At 71.3% G+C, this 18043-nt stretch carries 14 protein-coding genes; 9 read left to right on the forward strand and 5 right to left on the reverse strand.

Going from position 1 to position 18043, the window contains the following annotated elements:
* Nucleotides 1-80: 80 nt before the first annotated feature.
* On the reverse strand, nt 81-1472 hold the full coding sequence (locus WMF45_RS15155) for a sigma-70 family RNA polymerase sigma factor (protein WP_437717593.1): 1392 nt from the start codon (nt 1470-1472) through the stop codon (nt 81-83).
* Between the two features lie 264 nt (nt 1473-1736).
* Nucleotides 1737-3380 (reverse strand): ribonuclease J, encoded by a 1644-nt coding sequence (locus WMF45_RS15160; RefSeq protein ID WP_437717594.1) that lies wholly within the window; start codon nt 3378-3380, stop codon nt 1737-1739.
* Between the two features lie 179 nt (nt 3381-3559).
* Here WMF45_RS15160 and WMF45_RS15165 point away from each other — a divergent pair, with 179 nt between their 5' ends.
* The 5 genes from WMF45_RS15165 to WMF45_RS15185 all read left to right on the forward strand — a co-directional run bounded on the left by WMF45_RS15165 (nt 3560) and on the right by WMF45_RS15185 (nt 10406).
* Complete coding sequence (locus WMF45_RS15165) at nt 3560-4102, forward strand: SPW repeat domain-containing protein (RefSeq protein WP_437717595.1); 543 nt, start codon at nt 3560-3562, stop codon at nt 4100-4102.
* A gap of 372 nt (nt 4103-4474) precedes the next feature.
* Complete coding sequence (locus WMF45_RS15170) at nt 4475-6547, forward strand: hypothetical protein (RefSeq protein WP_437717596.1); 2073 nt, start codon at nt 4475-4477, stop codon at nt 6545-6547.
* Nucleotides 6544-7128, forward strand: a complete 585-nt coding sequence (locus WMF45_RS15175) for a hypothetical protein (RefSeq protein WP_437717597.1) — start codon at nt 6544-6546, stop codon at nt 7126-7128. Before WMF45_RS15170 ends, WMF45_RS15175 begins: the two co-directional genes overlap by 4 nt.
* Nucleotides 7129-7552: 424 nt before the next feature.
* On the forward strand, nt 7553-7930 hold the full coding sequence (locus WMF45_RS15180) for a hypothetical protein (RefSeq protein ID WP_437717598.1): 378 nt from the start codon (nt 7553-7555) through the stop codon (nt 7928-7930).
* A gap of 16 nt (nt 7931-7946) precedes the next feature.
* Nucleotides 7947-10406, forward strand: a complete 2460-nt coding sequence (locus WMF45_RS15185) for a SpoIIE family protein phosphatase (protein WP_437717599.1) — start codon at nt 7947-7949, stop codon at nt 10404-10406.
* A 27-nt stretch (nt 10407-10433) separates the two neighbouring features.
* Here WMF45_RS15185 and WMF45_RS15190 read toward each other — a convergent pair whose 3' ends face one another.
* Nucleotides 10434-11627 carry a hypothetical protein gene (locus WMF45_RS15190; protein WP_437717600.1) on the reverse strand — a complete coding sequence of 398 codons (1194 nt, stop codon included), beginning with the start codon at nt 11625-11627 and terminating at the stop codon, nt 10434-10436.
* A 205-nt stretch (nt 11628-11832) separates the two neighbouring features.
* Between WMF45_RS15190 and WMF45_RS15195 the strand changes: the two genes are divergently transcribed.
* The 4 genes from WMF45_RS15195 (at nt 11833) to WMF45_RS15210 (ending at nt 16588) form a co-directional block, all read left to right on the forward strand.
* Entirely contained in the window at nt 11833-13425 is a 1593-nt protein-coding gene (locus tag WMF45_RS15195; protein ID WP_437717601.1) for a YifB family Mg chelatase-like AAA ATPase, read from the forward strand.
* 169 nt (nt 13426-13594) lie between these two features.
* Entirely contained in the window at nt 13595-14632 is a 1038-nt protein-coding gene (gene recA, locus WMF45_RS15200; RefSeq protein WP_437717602.1) for a recombinase RecA, read from the forward strand.
* 185 nt (nt 14633-14817) lie between these two features.
* Nucleotides 14818-15297 carry a single-stranded DNA-binding protein gene (locus WMF45_RS15205; RefSeq protein WP_437717603.1) on the forward strand — a complete coding sequence of 160 codons (480 nt, stop codon included), beginning with the start codon at nt 14818-14820 and terminating at the stop codon, nt 15295-15297.
* A 565-nt stretch (nt 15298-15862) separates the two neighbouring features.
* Entirely contained in the window at nt 15863-16588 is a 726-nt protein-coding gene (locus tag WMF45_RS15210; protein WP_437717604.1) for a hypothetical protein, read from the forward strand.
* An 87-nt stretch (nt 16589-16675) separates the two neighbouring features.
* Here the strand turns inward: WMF45_RS15210 and WMF45_RS15215 are convergent, their stop codons facing one another.
* Together WMF45_RS15215 and WMF45_RS15220 are read right to left on the reverse strand one after the other, a co-directional pair.
* Nucleotides 16676-17494 (reverse strand): hypothetical protein, encoded by an 819-nt coding sequence (locus WMF45_RS15215; protein ID WP_437717605.1) that lies wholly within the window; start codon nt 17492-17494, stop codon nt 16676-16678.
* 63 nt (nt 17495-17557) lie between these two features.
* Nucleotides 17558-18001 carry a ferritin-like domain-containing protein gene (locus tag WMF45_RS15220; protein WP_437552457.1) on the reverse strand — a complete coding sequence of 148 codons (444 nt, stop codon included), beginning with the start codon at nt 17999-18001 and terminating at the stop codon, nt 17558-17560.
* Nucleotides 18002-18043 lie beyond the last annotated feature (42 nt).

Here is an 18043-nt window from a genome sequence, read left to right on the forward strand (position 1 = left end):
GGCGGAGGGCCGCCGCGACATCGGCGCGTCCGCCCATCGCGGCGCGACGGCTGCCCGGGTCAGCCGCCGCGCCGTGCCCCTCAACCCCCGAGCGGCGTCTCCAGCGCTTGCCTCCGCGACAGCGTGCGCAGCTTGCTCAGCGCGCTCTCCTCGATCTGCCGGACGCGCTCGCGGCTCACCGAGAACATGCCCCCGATCTCGGCGAGCGTGTGCGGCTGCCCGCCGTCGAGGCCGAACCGGAGCCGCAGCACGTCGCGCTCGCGCGGCGTCAGCGACTCGAGCAGCGCGGAGACCTGCGCGTGCAGGCGGCGGTGCACAAGCAGCTCGTCCGGCGCGGCGCCCTCGCTCGCGAAGAAGTCCCCCTGGCGCGCGCCGTCGTCGTCCCCCACCGGAGCGTCGAGGTACACCGGCGGCAGCGCCATCTCCCGCAACGTCTGGAGCTTCTCCATCGACAGCCCGCTCCGCTCGGCGACCTCCTCGGGCGCCGCCTCGCGCGCGTGCTCCTGCTCGAGCTCCCGCCGCGCCTGCAGCGCCCGGCGCCGGGTCTCGGCGATGTGGACCGGCACCCGGATGACCTGGCCCTGATAGAGCAGCGCGCGAGAGAGCGCCTGCTTGATCCACCACATCGCATACGTGCTGAACCGATAGCCGCGCCGGTAATCGAACTTCTCCGCCGCGCGGATCAGCCCGAGATTGCCCTCCTGGATGAGGTCGAGCAGCGGCACGCCGCGGTGCCGGAGCTGGCGGGCTGCCGCCGCCACGAGCCGCAGGTTCGCGCGTACCATCTCGGCCCTCGCCTCGACCGCCTCCCGGCGAGCGGCGCGCATGGCGGAGAGCGTCCCCTCGATCGCCTCGCGCCCGAGCCTGTCGACCGCGGGGATCGCCGCGCTCAGCGCGCGCTCGATCCGCGCCTCCACCAGGGGGCCCAGGCGCACGTCGGAGAGCCCGGCCGAGAGCGCGGCGCGCGCTCGCTGCCCGCTCGCCTCCGTCCGCCCGGCCTCCGCCAGGGACCGCGCGAGCCCGAGCAGCCGCGCCATCCTCACGGACGTCGCGTCGCTCGGCGCGTCCTCGGCGTCCGCATTCAGAAGCAGATCGCTCGTGTCCACCCGCCCCGCCCGCACATCGTCCGCCAGCGCCGCGAGCGCCCGCAGCGCGACGGGCGACGCGACCCAGGCCTCGATCATCGCGCGCTCCGCCGACTCGATACGACGGCCGAGCTCCACCTCGAGCTCGCGGCTCAGCGGCGCGCTGCCCGAGATCTCCTGGAGATAGACAGCGGCGACGTCCTCGCTCGGCCGCGAAGGCGGCGCGGCCCGCCGGCTGGCGGGCGCCCCCCGCCGCGACGACGGGGGAGGGCGGGGGTCGGCGCCGCTCTGCTCCTCGGCCCGCGGCTCGGCGACAGCGCCCCTTCCCTCCGTGATCGTCGTCTCCGCCTCGCCCAGAAGGCGCGAGTTCGTGGGACTCTCGTTCATCTCGCCTGCTCCACCCTGGTGCCGCGTCGCGCGGTGATCGGCTCGGGCGCTCGACGGGACACGCGCCCTGAGGGCAACCCCCCAGGATGGACCATGGAGCGACTCCGGTCATGCCGCGACAGAACAAAGGGGCTCCGCCGGTCCGCGTGATCCAGCGTCGGCGACAGCCACGCTCACTCCAGATCGCCTGTCAGCGCGGCCAGGCGCCTGGGCCGCGCGGGCCGCCTGGCCCGCCTGGCCCGCCTGACCGAGAGGCGCTGGACCTCACAGCAACACGGCCAGCGGGAGGACGGCGGGGCGCCGCGAGGCCTCGCGCCGGAACACCCGCCGCACGCCGCGGCTGAGCGCGTCCTCCAGCGCCGGCGCCAGCGTGCGCGCCGCGGGCGACATCGCAGCGAGCGCGTCGCGCGCGCTGTCGAGCGCGGCGGCGTACAGCGGGCCGCCCTCCTCGAAGTGCGCCACGCCGCGCCCGAGGAGATCGGGGCCGCGCAAGATCTCGCCCGTCTTGCGGTCGGCCACCACCAGGACCATCACGAGCCCCTGATCCGAGATCTGCTCGCGCTCGCGGAGCACCAGCTCGGAGACGTCGAGCCCGCCGCGCGCGTCGAGCCACACCCGCCCGCTCTTCACCGTCTCGCCGAGGCGCATCCGGCCGTTCTCGAGGATCAGCGAGTCGCCGTCCTCGACGACGAAGACCCCCGACGCCGGCACGCCCATCCGGAGCGCCGTGCGCGCGTGGGCGAGCAGCATCCGGTACTCGCCGTGGATGGGGACGAAGTGCTCCGGCCGGACGGCGTCGAGGAGGACCTTCTGCTCCTCGGCCTGCGCGTGGCCGCTCGCGTGGATGGGATCGAGGCCGCGATCGAGCACCACCGCGCCGCGCTTCGCCAGGCGGTTGGCGAGCTGACTGACGGCGATCTCGTTCCCGGGGATCGCGCGGGACGAGAAGATCACCGTGTCGCCCGGATCGACCCGCAGCCGGTGGTGGTCGCCCATGGCCATGCGCGCGAGGGCGCTGTTCGGCTCGCCCTGCGCGCCCGAAGCGAGCACGACGAGGCGCTCGGGCGGGAGCGAGGCCGCCGTGGCGTCGTCGACGAGCACGCCGGGGGGGACGCTCAGGATGCCGATCTCCTGGGCGATCCGCGTGTTGGTCGCGAGGCTGCGCCCGGCGAGCACCACCTTGCGGCCGAGCTGGGCGGCGAGGTCGAGGACGCTCTGGACCCGGTGGACGTTGGAGGCGAACAGCGCGACGAGGATGCGCCCCTTCGCCTCGCGAAACCGCCGGGTGAACCCCTCGGCCACCGCGGTCTCGCTGACCGACCAGCCGTCGCGCTCCGAGTTGGTGGAGTCCGAGAGGAGCGCCGCCACGCCGGCGCGGCCGTACTCGGCGAAGCGGCCGAGATCGAGCCGCTCGCCGGCCACGGGGGTGAGATCGATCTTGTAGTCGCCCGTGTGGATGAGGATCCCCTCGCCCGTCTCGATGGCGTAGCCGACCGCGTCGGGGATGGAGTGGGTCACGCGGAGGGGCTCGGCGCGGAACGGGCCCGCCGCGAAGTGCTGTTGCGGCTCGACCTCGCGGAGCGGCACGTCGATGCCGTGCTCGGCGAGGCGCTCGCGCACCAGCCGGAGCGTGAAGCGCGTCCCGTACACGGGGACGGGGAACTCGCGCAGCAGCGACGGCAGCCCGCCGATGTGATCCTCGTGGCCGTGCGTGAGCAGCACCGCGTCGACCCCGCCCGCCTCGCGGACGTAGCTGAGGTCGGGGATCGCGACCTCGACGCCGAGCACCTGGTCGTTGGGGAACATGACGCCGCAGTCGACGAGCACGCGGCGGCCTTCCTCCTCGATCAGCATCGCGTTCATCCCGACCTCGCCGAGGCCGCCGAGAGGAATAATCCGGACTCCCATGGGCGCAGCCTAGCATCGCGGATCGCACGAACAGAGGCCTCCGTCGGGCGCGCCGCGCGCGCGGACCGATCTGCGCGAGGCGAGGGGGGAGGGCCGAGCTCAAGAGAGCTGGGCACCGCGCCGCGAAGGAGGCCTGTCCCCGGTCTGTGGATTGCCTCTGCGCAGGGCGGGAGGACATCATGGCACAATCCGACGTTCCGCTGGGCGCATACGAGCTGCCGACGACCTACCTGCCGCCGGACGACGTACCGGCTGCAGAGCTCGCCTCGCTCGCCCCAGGCGTGCGGGAGGCGCAGCGGACGACGACGATCCCCTCGAGGCCGCTCCTCGGCGCCGCGCCCCTCGCGCGGATCGTCCCCGAGGACGTGCACTCCGCCCTCGATTACTCGAACGGGCTCATCGTCGCTCTGGCCGGGCTCTCCGCGCGGACGAAGGCCGCGAGGATCGCGGGTGTCGCGCTCGGCGCGTCGGTGATCTTCGTCTCCCTGCTCACCGACTACCGGCTGAGCCTGGCAAAGCGGATACCGATCGAGGCGCACGAGGTCATCGACCATGCCTTCGGCGTGTCGGCGATCGCGGCGCCGTTCGCGCTCGGCTACGCGAAGCGCGACCCGCTCGCCGCGGTGATCCACGTCGCCGCGGGGGCGGTCACGATCCTGGGGTCGCTCCTCACCGACTATCGCGCGGTGAGGGGCGCCGGGCGCCGGCCGCGGCGGGCGTAGCCGCTCGCGGCCGGCCAGCGCCGGCACTTTCCGATGTGCCGAGTCGCCCCACCCTCGGTCCCACCAACGCTCCCCAAGGCTCCACGCGAGCCGCTGTATCCAGGCAACGGGACGCGCGATGACCGTACCACAGCGCACGTCACACACACATCTACCGCTGCAGCGAGGCTGAGAGGTTCTCTTGCTTCACTGCTGGGAGTCGCCCCGGATCAGCAGAGGAACCGCCATGGCGCCAAGGTCGCCAAGAAGAGAGGGAGGGCTGTCGCTGGCGCCGCGACGCCTCGCGCGCAGGGGTGGCCGGGGCGCGGAGGATCGGGACCGAGGGTGCCGAGGAATACGAGCGCCAGGCGCCGTCGTTGGCTCGGGCGACCGATGAAGCACCGACCATCAACCCTCCTCCTGGCCGCGCTCCTCGTCGCGGCTTGCTCGCGCCCCTCCAGAGAGACGCCGGCCGTCGAGCGCAGCGCCGAGGTCGCCGGGACGGCGGCGCCGGGTCCGCCGGCCTCCCCGCCGCCGCAGAAGCTCAAGGCCGTCACGCGGGTCGGCGGCGCGCTCGCGCGCGCGCCGGAGGACGACGCGCTCTATCTGGCCGACGAGGACCACGCTGTCCTCCGGCGCATCCCGCTTCCCGTCGACGTGAGCACGCCGCCTGTCGAGATCGCCATGCCGGGGCGGCCGGCGCAGGTGATCGCGCTCGCGGACCGCGTGCTCGTCACGATCCGCGATCCCGGGCTCCTCCTCATCATGCGGCCCGATCCGGCGGCGGGGCTCGTGGAAGCGGCCCGCGTGCCCCTGGCGGCCGACGCCTGGGGGCTCGCGATCACTCCCGATGAGCGCACGGCGCTCGTCACCAGCGCATGGGCCGGCAAGGTCTCTGCGGTGGACCTCGCGACCGCGACCGCGACATGGGCCATCGATGTCCCGCGCGAGCCCCGCGGCGTCGTGATCCGCGAGGACGGCGCGGCCGCGTACGTCACGCACCTCACGTCCGCCGCGCTCACCCGGATCGCGCTGGGTGGCGCTCCCGAGGCCCGTCCGGTCGCCCTCCCTCCGTCGCCTTTCCGGGCTCCTCATGGCAAGTCGCTCTCCGCGTCGCTCGGCTACGCGGCCGCGCTCTCGCCGGATGGCCGCCGCCTCTTCGTCGCGCGCCACGCGCTCGGCGCGCTCGGCGAACAGGCGTGGTTCGGCGCCTCGACGGTCGACGTCCTCATGACGAGCGACGAGGCGCCCCTCGCGCCCCGGCGCCGCCAGGGCGCGCCGCTATGGCGGGCGAGCGCGCTCGACGATGCCCCGTTCAACGATGCGGAGCTGGAGCTCCCCAACACCTCGCTCGCCCCGTTCGTCCAGCCGCGCGCGCTCGTGTACCGGAAGAGCACCCGCACCCTGCTCGTCGCCAGCGAGGGCACCGACACCTTGGTGGAGCTCGACGCGCTCGCGGTCGATCCGGTGCTCCGGCCGCTCCGCACCTACGATCTCGGCCGCCATGCCGGGCCTGACATCTACGTGGCGACCCTGTGCGGCGCGCCCAGCGGCGTCGCGCTGTCCGCGGACGAGTCCATGGCGTGGGTGGTTTGCCGTTCCACGGACGCCCTCGCGATCGTGCGCCTCGACGAGCACCGCGACGACGCTCCGTTCGAGCCGAGCCCCGTGCCGTACATCGCGCTGGCCGGCGCGCCGGTCCCGCAGCAGGCCGCCCTTGGCCGGAAGCTCTTCTACAACGCGGTCGACTGGGGAACGAGCGGCGGCCTCGGGTGCGCTGGCTGCCACCCGGACGGGCGCGACGACGGCCATGTGTGGCACGAGGCCCACGTGATGGACATCGGCGGCGAGAGCGTCAATTTCCTCGGTTCCGCCGAGAACCAGCCGGTCGACGTGGAGCCGCGCGGCGGCGTGCCCCGGCAGACTCCCATGCTCGCGGGCCGCGTGTCGACCGAGGGGCCCTATGGCTGGAACGCCCAGAGCGAGAACCTGGCGGAGCGCCTCCGCGAGGGGTTCGGCCTTCACCGGTGGGGGCCCGGTGGTCTGGGCAACGGCGAGCTCGCCCTGAGGGCGCGCCACCTGGCCGCGTTCCTGCGCGCGGGCCTCGTGCCGCCGCCCAGGGAGGCCCGGAAGCTCACGCCGCAGGAGGAGCACGGCCGCGCCCTCTTCCTGAGCGACACGGCGCAGTGCGCACGCTGCCACGTGCCCGAGACGGAGCACACCGACCGCATGGGCTACCCGATGCCCGGGTTCGCTGCGCGGCCCGGGTTCGCCGAGGAGAAGGCGGGCCAGGTGTTCAAGACGCCCTCGCTGCGCTTCGTCGGCGGGACGGCGCCCTATTACCACGATGGATCCGCGAAGACGCTCGAAGAGCTCCTCGACGAAAACCGGGACCGGATGGGTCGCACCAGCCACATGTCGAGGAATGACAAGGCGGCGCTCGCCGCCTTCTTGAGGACGTTATGAAGAAGAGAGCGGTGATCGGGATGGTCCTGCTCGGCGCGCTCGCGCCGGCGCAGGCGGCGGAGTCGGTGCTCGCCCCGGCGGGAGACGCGGCGGCCGGGCCGCAGGCGGGAGCCGCGGGACGCTCGGCGGACGCGGAAGGAGGTGCGGCGGTGCCGCAGAGGCGCGCGCTCGAGGCGACGCCGCCGCGGCCCGAGCGGACGGCGCGGCCGGCAGCGGCCGAGTGGGACGCCGCGGAGCAGGTGTCGCTCGCGCGCGTCGCGAGGGGCGGCGCGTGCAAGGCGCGCCTGCAGCGCGAGTGGCTGCGGATCGATTGCAGCGTTCCGTCGGTGGTCGCCGTGAGGTCGCTCGGCGCGGGGGCGGGAGGTGAGTCTGTCTCGGTCGGCGAGCACAGGGCCGACGAGGACGGCCCCTTTCCGTCGAGCGTCTCGGTGATCTTCCCCGTCCGGATCGGCGACAGGAGGGTCATCGAGATCCTCTCGATCGAGGAAGGATACCGCTTCCAGACCGGGCTCTCGACGAGCGTCATGATCTCCGAGCAATGGCTCGAAGGCGACGCCGGGCCGCTCGTCAGCGCGCTCTGAAACCACGCCGGCGCGACGCGCGACGCGCGACCGTCGACGCGCCGCACGGCGCCTGCCTTGCGAGGCGCCACGCGCCCGGGCGACATCCACATGAATTCGGAGGCATCCCGCGCTCCGAGCCGGCACGCCACGATCGAGCGGGCGCGCTCTGCATCGAGAGCCTGTTCGCGAAATGTTGCGGTGCTCACCCCACGACGCCGCATCGTGTGCGACTTCCACCTGCTACCGGTGCTCACGCGTGGCGCGTGGCGCGTGGCGCGTGACGAGATCGACGACCCGCGCGGCTTGCGGGAAGGGATTGGATCCGGCGCGACTACGTCGTAGTGTGGAGAGCTCGCATCGACCATCGCGCTGGCCGTCGGCTGCGGCATCCAGAGGAACGATCCGGCGGTCGTCCCGCGCTCGGTCGAGAGATGGAGAAGAGATGAGCTGCTTGAGCGTGGATCCTGTCGTCACCGACAGCTTCGGGATCGAGCCAGCCTTGAGGGACGACACCCTCAGCGTCAAGCTCACCGGCACGGGGGACATGGCGGCATCTCCGCCGCTCAGCAGGTACGTCAAGGCGCTGGAGGGCGAGGTGATGCGCCTCTCGGTGAGCACCGTCGAGTTCGACGTGCGCGAGCTGCGCTTCATGAGCTCGAGCTGCCTCAAGGCGTTCGTCGGCTTCATCTGCGGCCTGATGGGCCATGGCCTCAAATGCAGGATACGGTTCGTCACGGACGCGCAGCGGACATGGCAGCGCCGGAGCCTGAAGCCCCTGGATCGCATATGCCCGGAGCTGGTCTCGATCGCGGATGCATGATCGAGAGCCCGAGGCCATGACGAGGAAGCGTCGGACGCTCGCATTTCTGATCGACAATGTCGTTGGCGACTACCAGTCCGAGCTGCGGGCCGGGATCGAACGTGGCGCCGCGGCGCACGACGTCAACCTGCTGACGGCGTTCAGCGATCCGGCCATGGCTCGCCGGCCGGAGGTGGCCGACCGGGGCACCTTCTATCACCTCATCGGCCCTGAGACCGCCGACGGCGTCATCGTCGCCTCGTCGACGCTCTCCCCTTACGGCGGCATGGAGGTCATGCGATCGTTCTGCCGGTCCTTCGCGCCGCTGCCGGTCTGCAGCATCGGGACCGCGATCGACGGTGTGCCGAGCCTGATGGTCGACAACGCCCTCGGGAGCGAGATCTCGGTCGGACACATGGCGGACGAGCACGGGTGCCGGCGCATCGCGTACATCGGCGGCCCGAGCAGCAGCGAGGAGGCCGCGCTGCGCGCCGGCGGGTACCGGAGGGCGCTTGCGGCGCGGGCGATCCCTTGCGACGAGCGCCTCCTCGTGTTCGGTGGGTTCACGATCCCGACGGGGCGCGCGGCGATGCGCGAACTTTTGGCTCGCGGGGTGGCGTTCGACGCCGTGGTGGCGGCCAACGACAGGATGGCGCTCGCGGCGATCGAGGTGCTCAAGGCCGAGGGACGCCGCATCCCGGAAGACGTCCTCGTTTGCGGGTTCGATGACGTCGGCATCGCGCGCTTCACGAAGCCGTCGTTGACGACGGTCCGCCAGCCGATCGAGCGGCTCGGGGGGATGGCCGTGAGCACGGTCCTCCGCATGATCGACGGCGAGGCCGTCGAGCCGCTGCAGCTCGCACCGGTCGAGCTCACGCAGCGCGAGTCCTGCGGGTGCGGGTACCGCGCGGGCGACACGTTCCTGCAGCCGGTCCCCTCGGTCCGCGGCTTTCCGCGCGCCATCGCGGATCAGCGGGCGTCGCTGGAGCGCGCGCTCGCGAGCACCGTGGCGATCCCGAGCGGCGCCCTCGACGGCTGGGCGGGCGACCTGCTCGCCGCGATCGAGGCGGAGCTCGCGGGCGACGAGGGGCGCTTCCTGAGCGCGCTCCAGTCGCTCCTTGACGGGGCGAGGCGCGAGGGCGTGCTCCTCGAGGAGTTCCAGGCGGTGATATCGCTCTTGCGCTCGCGGGTACAGGGGTCGCCCGTGAGCGGCGACGCGGCGCTGGAGCATCTCTGGCACGCAGCGCGCATCCTGATCGGGAGCGAGTGCGTGCACGTCGAGGGGGAGCAGCGGCTGAACGTCGAGCTCGCCGCGATCGACGTCACCTACGGCGCGCGGGGCTTCTCCGCGTGCTTGAGCCTGCCCGTGCTCAAGGGGTTGCTGGCGTCGGAGCTGCCGAGGATGCGGTTCTCGGACGTCGCCGTGTCGCTGTACGACGACGCTCAGCACGCCACCATGAAGCCGCTGTTCGTGATGGAGGACGGCCACGAGGTGGAGGTGCCGGCCGTGAGCTTCCCGGCGCACCTCCTCGCGCCCCCGGGCTTCCTGGACGCCGACGAGCGCATCAGCAGGATCGTGCTCCCGGTCGCGTTCGGCGACGAGGAGAGGTTCGGCGTCGCGGTGCTCGACCACCGCGCCAGCGGGATGATCTACGAGGTGCTGCGCCTCCAGCTCGGCTCCGCGGTCAAGGCCGCGGCGCTGCACCGGCAGGTCGTCCGTGAGGTGGAGCTGCGCGAGCGGCTGGAGCAGGAGCGGGTCCGTCAGGAGAGCCAGGTCGCGGCGCGTATCCAGACCACGCTGGTGCCGAAGCAGCTCTCTATCGAGGGGCTCGACCTCTGCGCGATCATGAAGCCTGCGGCCGAGGTCGGCGGTGATTACTACGATGTGATCCCGGCGAACGGGGGCGGGTGGCTGGGGATCGGCGACGTCGCGGGGCACGGGCTCGCGGCGGGTCTCATCATGCTGATGATCCAGAGCATGGTATCGGCGCTCACGTGCAACGACCCGGCCGCGAGCCCGGCGAAGGTCGTCACGGCGCTCAACAAGGCAATCTACAAGAACGTCCGCGATCGTCTGGAGCGCGACGAGCACGCGACGCTCCTCTTGCTCCGGTACGAGCGCAACGGGCGCGTGACGTTCGCGGGCGCGCACGACGACCTGATCGTGTGCTCGGCGCGGACGCGGCGCTGCGGGTGCATTCCGAGCTCAGGCGTCTGGATCGGCGCGCTGCCGGAGATCGGCGCGCTGACGCGGGATGCCGAGCTCTACCTTGGGGATGGGGACGTGCTCGTGCTCTACAGCGATGGCGTGACCGAGGCGCGGAACGCCCATCACGAGCAGTTCGGGCTGGAGCGGCTCTGCGCCGTCATCGAGGCTGTCCAGACGGAGCCTGTCGGCGTCATTCGCGACCGGATCCTCGAGGCCGTCGAGGGGTGGTGCCCGAGCCCGGACGACGACATCACGATCGTCGTCGCGAGGTATCGCGCGCCCGAGTAGCTGCTGCGGGCCGGCGCTCGCGCGCAGTTACCGCGAGCGCCCTGGTTTCTGGGGCCTTGTCGCGTTCTGTGCCCGCGGTCCACGGTGGTCCGGCGCGCGCGAGCGCGTCTTGGCAGGGGATCGGCGGGTCGTGCTGGCCGGCTTCGACGCGAACACCTCGCTCAGGGACGCCGCCGTCGCTGCGCGGGCGATCCATCGGTCGAGCTCCGCAGGAGCCGTGCAGGCATCGATGTGAGCCCGCTCATCCGCCGTCGGTGACAGGCCGCGCGCTTCGAGCACCGCGAGCAGGGCCTCCTGCTTTCCCTCGATCTTGCCCTCGATCTTGCCCTCGATCTTTCCCTCGGCCCGACCACGCTTCTCGAAGAAGAGCCGGAAACGTCGAGACGCCGGGGTTTCAGGGACTTTGCTCGGATCCATGGCCATCTCCCTGAGCGCGGCCAGCATGGCGTCGCTCAGCACGGCGAGGATCGCACGCGCCTGCGCGTCCCGCAACGGCTCGTCGGCGAGGTGCTTTTCGGTCAGCTCCAGGGCGCGCATCACGATCCTGCGCGCGGCCGGCCCGCGGCGGTGGTGTACGGCCCACGCGGCGAAGAGCGCGAGTTCCGGGTGCATCGGATCGAGCAGCGCCTCGACGCGTCGACCTGCCAGGAGCAGCACCCGCGGCGTCAGCTCGAAGCGCGTGCCGAGCTCGCCCTGGAGGTGCGCGACCCGCTTCGCCCAGGAGGCCACGCGGCGGCTGGCCGTGATCACGAGCACCTCGCCCATCGCCTTCTCCTGATGGACAAGCACGCTGACCGCAAGCGGCCAGCTCCTCCGCTTGCGCTCATCGATGGAATTCTGGACCTCGACCATCAGCCAGCCCCGCTGTCGCGAGCGCAGCAGCAGATCCGGACGAACCTCGATGGCTCTGGTGAAGCGCACGGTCGCGTCGATCACCTCGGCCGGCACGCCGAGCGAGCAGCCGGTGAGCTGGTGGAAGAGATCGGCGAGCAGCGCTGGACGATCCCGCAGCGCGACGACGAGCACCTCGTGCGGAGTCCCCGGCATCCGCCTGTCTCTACTCGAAGGGAGCGAGGTTGGCGAGCCGCGATGTCGCGAATCCAATCGTCCGTCGGACAGGGCCGTCGCTCGGACCGACGACGTGGAAGCGACCAATTCTTGCTGCTCATGATGAAATAGCAAGAGCGCGTGTAATGAGGCGCGGCGGGCGCCACGGGCCACACGCACAGGGACTGGGGACAACTGCCTTGGCCTGTCGCCGTGGCAACGCTGGCTCGTCGGGGTCCTGCCGGTGATCTTCTCGATTCCGGCGACGCCCTCTGGCGGCCGCCACCCCGTCCGCCGTGTCCGCCACCCCTCCCGCCGCGAAATCCCCTGAGTTCGCCGCCCTCTCTGTCTGGCACGCCTTTCGCGAAAGGGCTCTGGCATGCAGGCCACGGCGCTCACGTTCTCTCTGCTCGGGCTCGACGCGCACCCCATCCGGGTGGAGGTCGACTCGGGCCGCGGTCCGTCGTTTTTCCAGATGGTGGGTCTCGCCGAGGCGAGCGTCCGCGAGAGCCGCGTGCGGGTCCGCGCCGCGCTCCAGCAACTGGGCATCGAGCTTGACGAATATGTGATCACCGTGAACCTCGCCCCGGCAGATCTCAAGAAGAGCGGCGGCGCGTACGATCTCGCCATCGCGATCGCCGCGCTCGCGGCGCTCGGCAAGGTGCCCGCCGAGGGGCTCGACCGGATTGGCCTGCTCGGCGAGCTCTCGTTGAGCGGCGCGGTGCGCCCCGTGCGCGGCGTCCTTCCCGCGCTGCGCGGCGCGGCGGCGCAGGGGGTCACGCGCGCGATCGTGCCCCAGGGCAACGCGCGCGAAGCGGCGAGCGTGGCGGGTATCGACGTCCTCATCGCGGAGCACCTCGGCCAGGTGGTCGCGCACCTCCGCGGCAACAAGCCCCTTCCGGGCGCGGAAGCCATGGCCGCGATCGACGCGGAGCCGAGCGCTGCGGCGGCAGATCTCGCGGAGGTCCGAGGCCAGCACGGGGCGCGCCGCGCCCTCGAGATCGCCGCTTCCGGGGGACACAACCTGATCATGGTCGGCCCGCCAGGCAGCGGAAAGACCATGCTTGCTCGGCGCCTGCCAACCGTCTTGCCGCCGATGTCCTATGACGAGGCGCTCGATATCACCGCGATCCACTCCGTCGCCGGGCTGCTCTCCCCGGACAGGGGCCTCGTCGCGATTCGCCCGTTCCGCGCCCCGCACCATACCGTCAGCGCAGCTGGTCTCGTCGGCGGCGGGGATCCCATCCGCCCCGGCGAGGTCTCCCTGGCCCACCATGGGTGTCTGTTCCTCGACGAGCTGCTCGAGTTCCGCCGCGGCGTCCTCGAGTCGCTCCGCGAGCCGCTCGAAGAGGGCACGGTCGCCCTTTGCCGCGCCCGCGCCCGCGTCGTGTTCCCGGCGCGTCCGATCCTGGTGGCCGCCATCAATCCCTGTCCGTGCGGCTTCCATGGCGACCGCGGCAATCGCTGCGCCTGCTCCCTCGATCGCGTCCGCGCCTACCGCGCGCGGCTGAGCGGGCCGCTGCTCGATCGCATCGATCTCCACATCTCCTTGCCGCCCGTCGATGTCGCTCACCTGTGCGCACCGCTCGCCGACGGCCGGTCGTCGCTCGACGCGCCGGAGAGCTCCGCGGCGGTGCGGGCGCGCGTGGTCGAGGCCCGGGCCGCGCAGCGGGCGCGCTTCGAGGCGGGGGAGGTCGCGGCGACGCACAACGCCGAGCTCGGCCCGCGCGATCTCGCGCGCGTCGCCATGCCGGACGCGACCGGCGCGCGCGTGCTCGCGTCGGCCGTGGAGCGGCTCGGCCTCTCCGCGCGGGCGTACACCAAGGTGCTGCGGGTCGCCCGCACGCTCGCCGACATGGACAGGAGCTCTGCCGTGCGGGCAGCGCACGTGGCAGAGGCGATCGGCGCGCGGCTGTTCGATCGCGAGGCCGCCTGCGGGCCGGCGCCCGCCACCACCGGCGCGGGCGCCTGAGCTCGCCAGAGGGCCAAGGACCACCGCGCCCGCAGCGATGCCGGCGCGATCGCGGCCGCCCCGACGGCCGCGCTGGATCGTCTGTCCGCGCGCTCGGGGGCGCGCACGTTCACCACGCAACCGTTGAACCGCAACAAGCAACGAACGCAGTCGAAAAGGAGAGACCGAGATGATGACCGAGATCGCTGAGAAGCTCCGCACCGTGAAGACCGTCGTTGGCACCATCGAGAAGCAGTTCGGGAAGGGGGCGATCATGTCATTGAACGACGAGAACGAGACCCGGGACATCGGCTTGATCCGGACCGGAGCGCTGTCGCTCGACGCGGCGCTGGGGATCGGGGGATACCCGCGCGGGCGCATCGTGGAGATCTATGGCCCGGAGTCGTCGGGGAAGACCACGCTCACGCTGCACGCGATGCGGGAGGCGCAGCGCGCGGGCGGCGTCGCCGCGTTCATCGACGCCGAGCACGCGTTCGACGTCACGTACGCGCGCTCGGTCGGCGTCGACATCGACAGGCTGCTCGTCTCGCAGCCGGACAACGGCGAGCAGGCGCTCGAGATCGTCGAGATGCTCGCGCGCTCGGGCGCCGTCGACGTGATCGTCGTCGACTCGGTGGCTGCGCTCACGCCCAAGGCCGAGATCGAGGGGGACATGGGCGATTCGCACATGGGCCTCCAGGCGCGGCTGATGAGCCAGGCGCTGCGGAAGCTCACGGGCATCTGCCACCGCACCGACACCACGCTCATCTTCATCAACCAGCTCCGGCAGAAGATCGGCGTCGTCTTCGGCAATCCCGAGGTGACGACCGGCGGCAACGCGCTCAAGTTCTACGCGAGCGTGCGGCTCGACGTGCGCCGGGTGGGGCCCGTGAAGGTGAGCGACGAGGCCATTGGAAGCAGGACGCGCGTCAAGGTGGTCAAGAACAAAATGGCTCCTCCGTTCAAAGAAGCCGAGTTCGACATCCGGTGGGGAGCGGGCATCGACGGCGCGGCGGATCTCATCGACTTCGCCTGCCAGCTCGGGGTCGTGGAGAAGAGCGGCGCGCACCTGTCGTTCGCGGGCGAGCACATCGGGCAGGGGAGGGAGCGCGCCCGCGAGGCGCTGCTCGGCAAGCCGACGCTCGCCTCGTCGCTCCGCGCCGCCGTCGACGCGGCGGCGCCGACGCGCGCCAACGGTGGCAACGGCAGCGCGGCCATGGATTCCTGATCTCGGGGCGGCCGGCGCGCCCGGCGGCTCGCCGGCGCCGGCGCGGTCGCTCTCGCTGCGCGACGACGCCGCGCCTCGCGAGAGGCGCAGGGCGGTGGGCGCCGGCGGATGGTGAGCGACCGCAGAGACGACACGGACAAGAGAACGACAGCAGACGACAACACAGAAGCGGACTGGAGCATGTCATGAACGAAGGACTGAACAAGGTGATCCTCATGGGCAATCTCGGCTCGGATCCGGAGCTGCGCTACACGGGCAACGGCACCCCGGTGCTTCACCTGCGCATGGCGACGAACGAGTCGTTCGTGGACAGGAACAAGGAGCCCAAGGAGCGCACCGAGTGGCACAGCATCGTGTTCTGGGGGCCGCGCGCCGAGGCGCTGGCGAAGGTGCTGACGAAGGGGGACGGCGTGCTCATCGAGGGGGGGCTGCGCACGTCGAGCTACGAGAAGGACGGGATCAAGCGCTACCGCACCGAGGTGATCGCGCGGGATCTCCGCTTCGCGGGGCGGCGGGCCCCGTTGACGGAGCCGGTGCCGGGTCCGGACGACGACGGCGAGCCGACGCAGCCCGGGGCGGGCGTGCCGACCACGGCGCGGCTCGGGAAGAACGGCGCACGGGGGCGGCCCCCGGAGGTGCCTGCGCTGGATGAACTGCCGTACTGAGGCGGTCCGTCCGGACGGGCGCGAGGGCGAGGCGGCTTGTCTCGAGCCGCCTCGCCGCGTCCCCAGCATGCCTCGTCTCACCCGATCGGCGACATTCCCCTCCTGCGGTCGCCACTGCGGCCTCATCGAACCCCAGCGCTCAGCGATTGGCGTGTTGCTGGATTCCGCTGAGGCCAGCTTCCAGACCGACGCGTCACGATGTCTCCCTTCACGGACGCTGACGCTGCGCGCCAGCGTTCGCGAAGGGCTCAAGGCGCGCGAGGCGCGCGAGGCGCGAGGCAAACGACGACCGATTCGATGACTCCAGGTCACCATCACGCGGTGGACAGTATCCGGCAGTGCCGTCTGAAGCGCTCTCGTGTCCTACATGAGCACAGAAAAATGATTGAATGGATGGAGAACGTGATCGAAGTGTGTTGACGAATGCCGTGTGTTGGAAGTAAACACTGGATGCTAGGCTCGACGCGACCAGGTGCGATTCTCTGGCTGTAAACGATCGACCTCCTCAACCGAATCTGCTCGGCCTGCGGAACTGCAACGTGGTAACCGTCAACCGAGGTACTTCATGCTCAGCAATGCGGCTCGCTTTCTGATGGTATCTGCTGCTTCTCTCGTCGCGCTCGGCTCTGCCCCGGCCGACGCGTGCTCCCTGCTCTCCGCCGGAGCGCTCGACTTCATCGCTGCCGGTACGCCATCGGGGACCGGAGCTGTCTTCCTCACGGGCGTTCAGAAAGAGGAGTTCTGGTTCGACCCGAACCCGGTAGTGGACGCGTCGAACGACAACGCCAACATGTCCTACTACTGGGGTTCGACGAGCCCGAGCTCGGAGAAGTACTATACCGAGTTCACCAAGACCGGGGCCATCGTCTCGCTGATCTCGAACGTCAGCAGCATCGCTGCGGGCGACGTGCTCGTCCTCAACAAGACGGCGTCGTACGGTGGGCACACCGTGATCGTCACGGGCCCGGCGGTGCAGCTCACGACCCCCATGACTCCGGTTTACGCGAACACAACGCAGTGGGCGTTGCCGATCGCTGACTCTACTTCCTCGGTCCACGGGTGCAGCACCATCTACAAGGACAGCCGGTGGACGGGCACGTGCACCAACTTCACCGCGGGGCCGGGGACGGGCTACATGCGTCTCTATCACGATACTGTCACGGGGAACATGATCGGCCACTCGTGGAGCGTCACGTCGGGCGCCACGGTGTACTGGACGACGGGGAACGGGGCGCGGCCCTTCGTCATCGGCAGGCTGAACTCCTGCCCGCTGCCCACTCCGACCCCCTGAGCCGGCGCGGCCGCGGCGCAGCGGCACGTTCACCGGGCGATCCTGAGGGCACGCGCCCTCAGGATCGCCCTCTCCACCCCTCGGCGGTTACGGCGTTCCGCCCTTCTCGGCCGCCGCGGGCACGCGGCAGAGCTGGGCGATGCCCTTTCCGCTCAGCTTCTCGCGCGTCAGCTCGAACTGCGGCACGTACATGCAGAAGCGGCCGCCCTTCTCGGTCGCGATGCTCGTTCGACGCGAGATCATCTCCTCGAGCTCCGAGCGGCTGATGGCCTTGTCCGTCTTCAGCGTGTCGGAGACCTTGAGATCGACCGCGTTCGGGCAGCTGACGCTGGCGGCGACGGTGAGGTTGGGCTTCACCTTCTCCTGACCTTCGCGATAGTCAGCACCAGGCCCCGCCTGGCCGCCCGCTTGAGCCCTGCCGGCCTGGGCGCCTTCGTGGTGCTGGGTGCCGCCTTGAGCGCCGGCATGGGCCTGGGCCTGGCTGCCGTCGGTCTGGCCCTGCGCCCCCGCGCCGCCGCCCTGCACACCCCCGCTGCCCCGTCCCAGGTTGCCGCTGCCGGTCTGGCCGCCGGACGGCTGCTGCGACTTGCCCGCGGCGACGGGATCGATCCGACCGTTCACGGAGGCCGTGTAGGTGCACCCTTCCTCGACCGGGAACGAGATCTTCTCCTGGAGATTGATCGCCTGTCTCTTCTGACTCTGCCCCTGCTGCTGCTGCGTGCGCTGTGCGCCGCTCGGGCTGGGCTTGTCGCCCTGATGCAGCGCGCCGCCCTGCGCCGCTCCCGGCGAGCCCGATTCGCGTTGCTGCGGCGAGCCAGTGCCGCCCGTCTGTGCGGCCGCGAGCGCCGGCACGACCGCGAGCGCTCCCATGGCGAGCGCGAGTTGGATGGACCGATTCGATTTCATATTACCCCCAACCTTGGAATCTGCTTCCGATCGTACTCACCACCGCCGCGGGCCGACCGCCCACTAAGCGGCTTGTTCCCAGACCTTCCTTGACAGCGCGTCCTTGATCCACGCGAGGTGCCGCTGCTCATCAGTGTAGTTGCGCTCGACGATCGCGCGCGCCTCGGCCGTGAGCGACTCGTCCAGCGCCGCCTGGTATTGCCGGTTCGTGAGCTCCTCGTTGCCGCGCATGGCGAGGAGCGCGCTCTGGTCTCCCTGGCTCGTGATCGCCGTGAACCCTTCGATGAGCTTGCCCTTGAGGTCGCGGGTCTGTGCCGCGATGCCGCCGAGCGACGTCACATGCGCGGTCAGATCCACCACGTGGCGCGCGTGATCGTCCCTGAAGCTCGCGAGCCTCTCCCTGGTATGAGCGTGCTCGCACGCCTCGATGGCGCGGTCGTAAGCGGCGATCGCGTCGCGATCGAGCTGGATGAGGTCGTTGAGCACCTCGATGACGTCTCTCGCCATGATCGACACTCCTTCCGGGATCCCGCTCCGCTCGGACCCCAC

The sequence above is a fragment of the Sorangium sp. So ce448 genome, from assembly GCF_051520915.1.
In the GTDB taxonomy this organism is placed as follows: Bacteria; Myxococcota_A; Polyangia; order Polyangiales; family Polyangiaceae; genus Sorangium; species Sorangium cellulosum_B.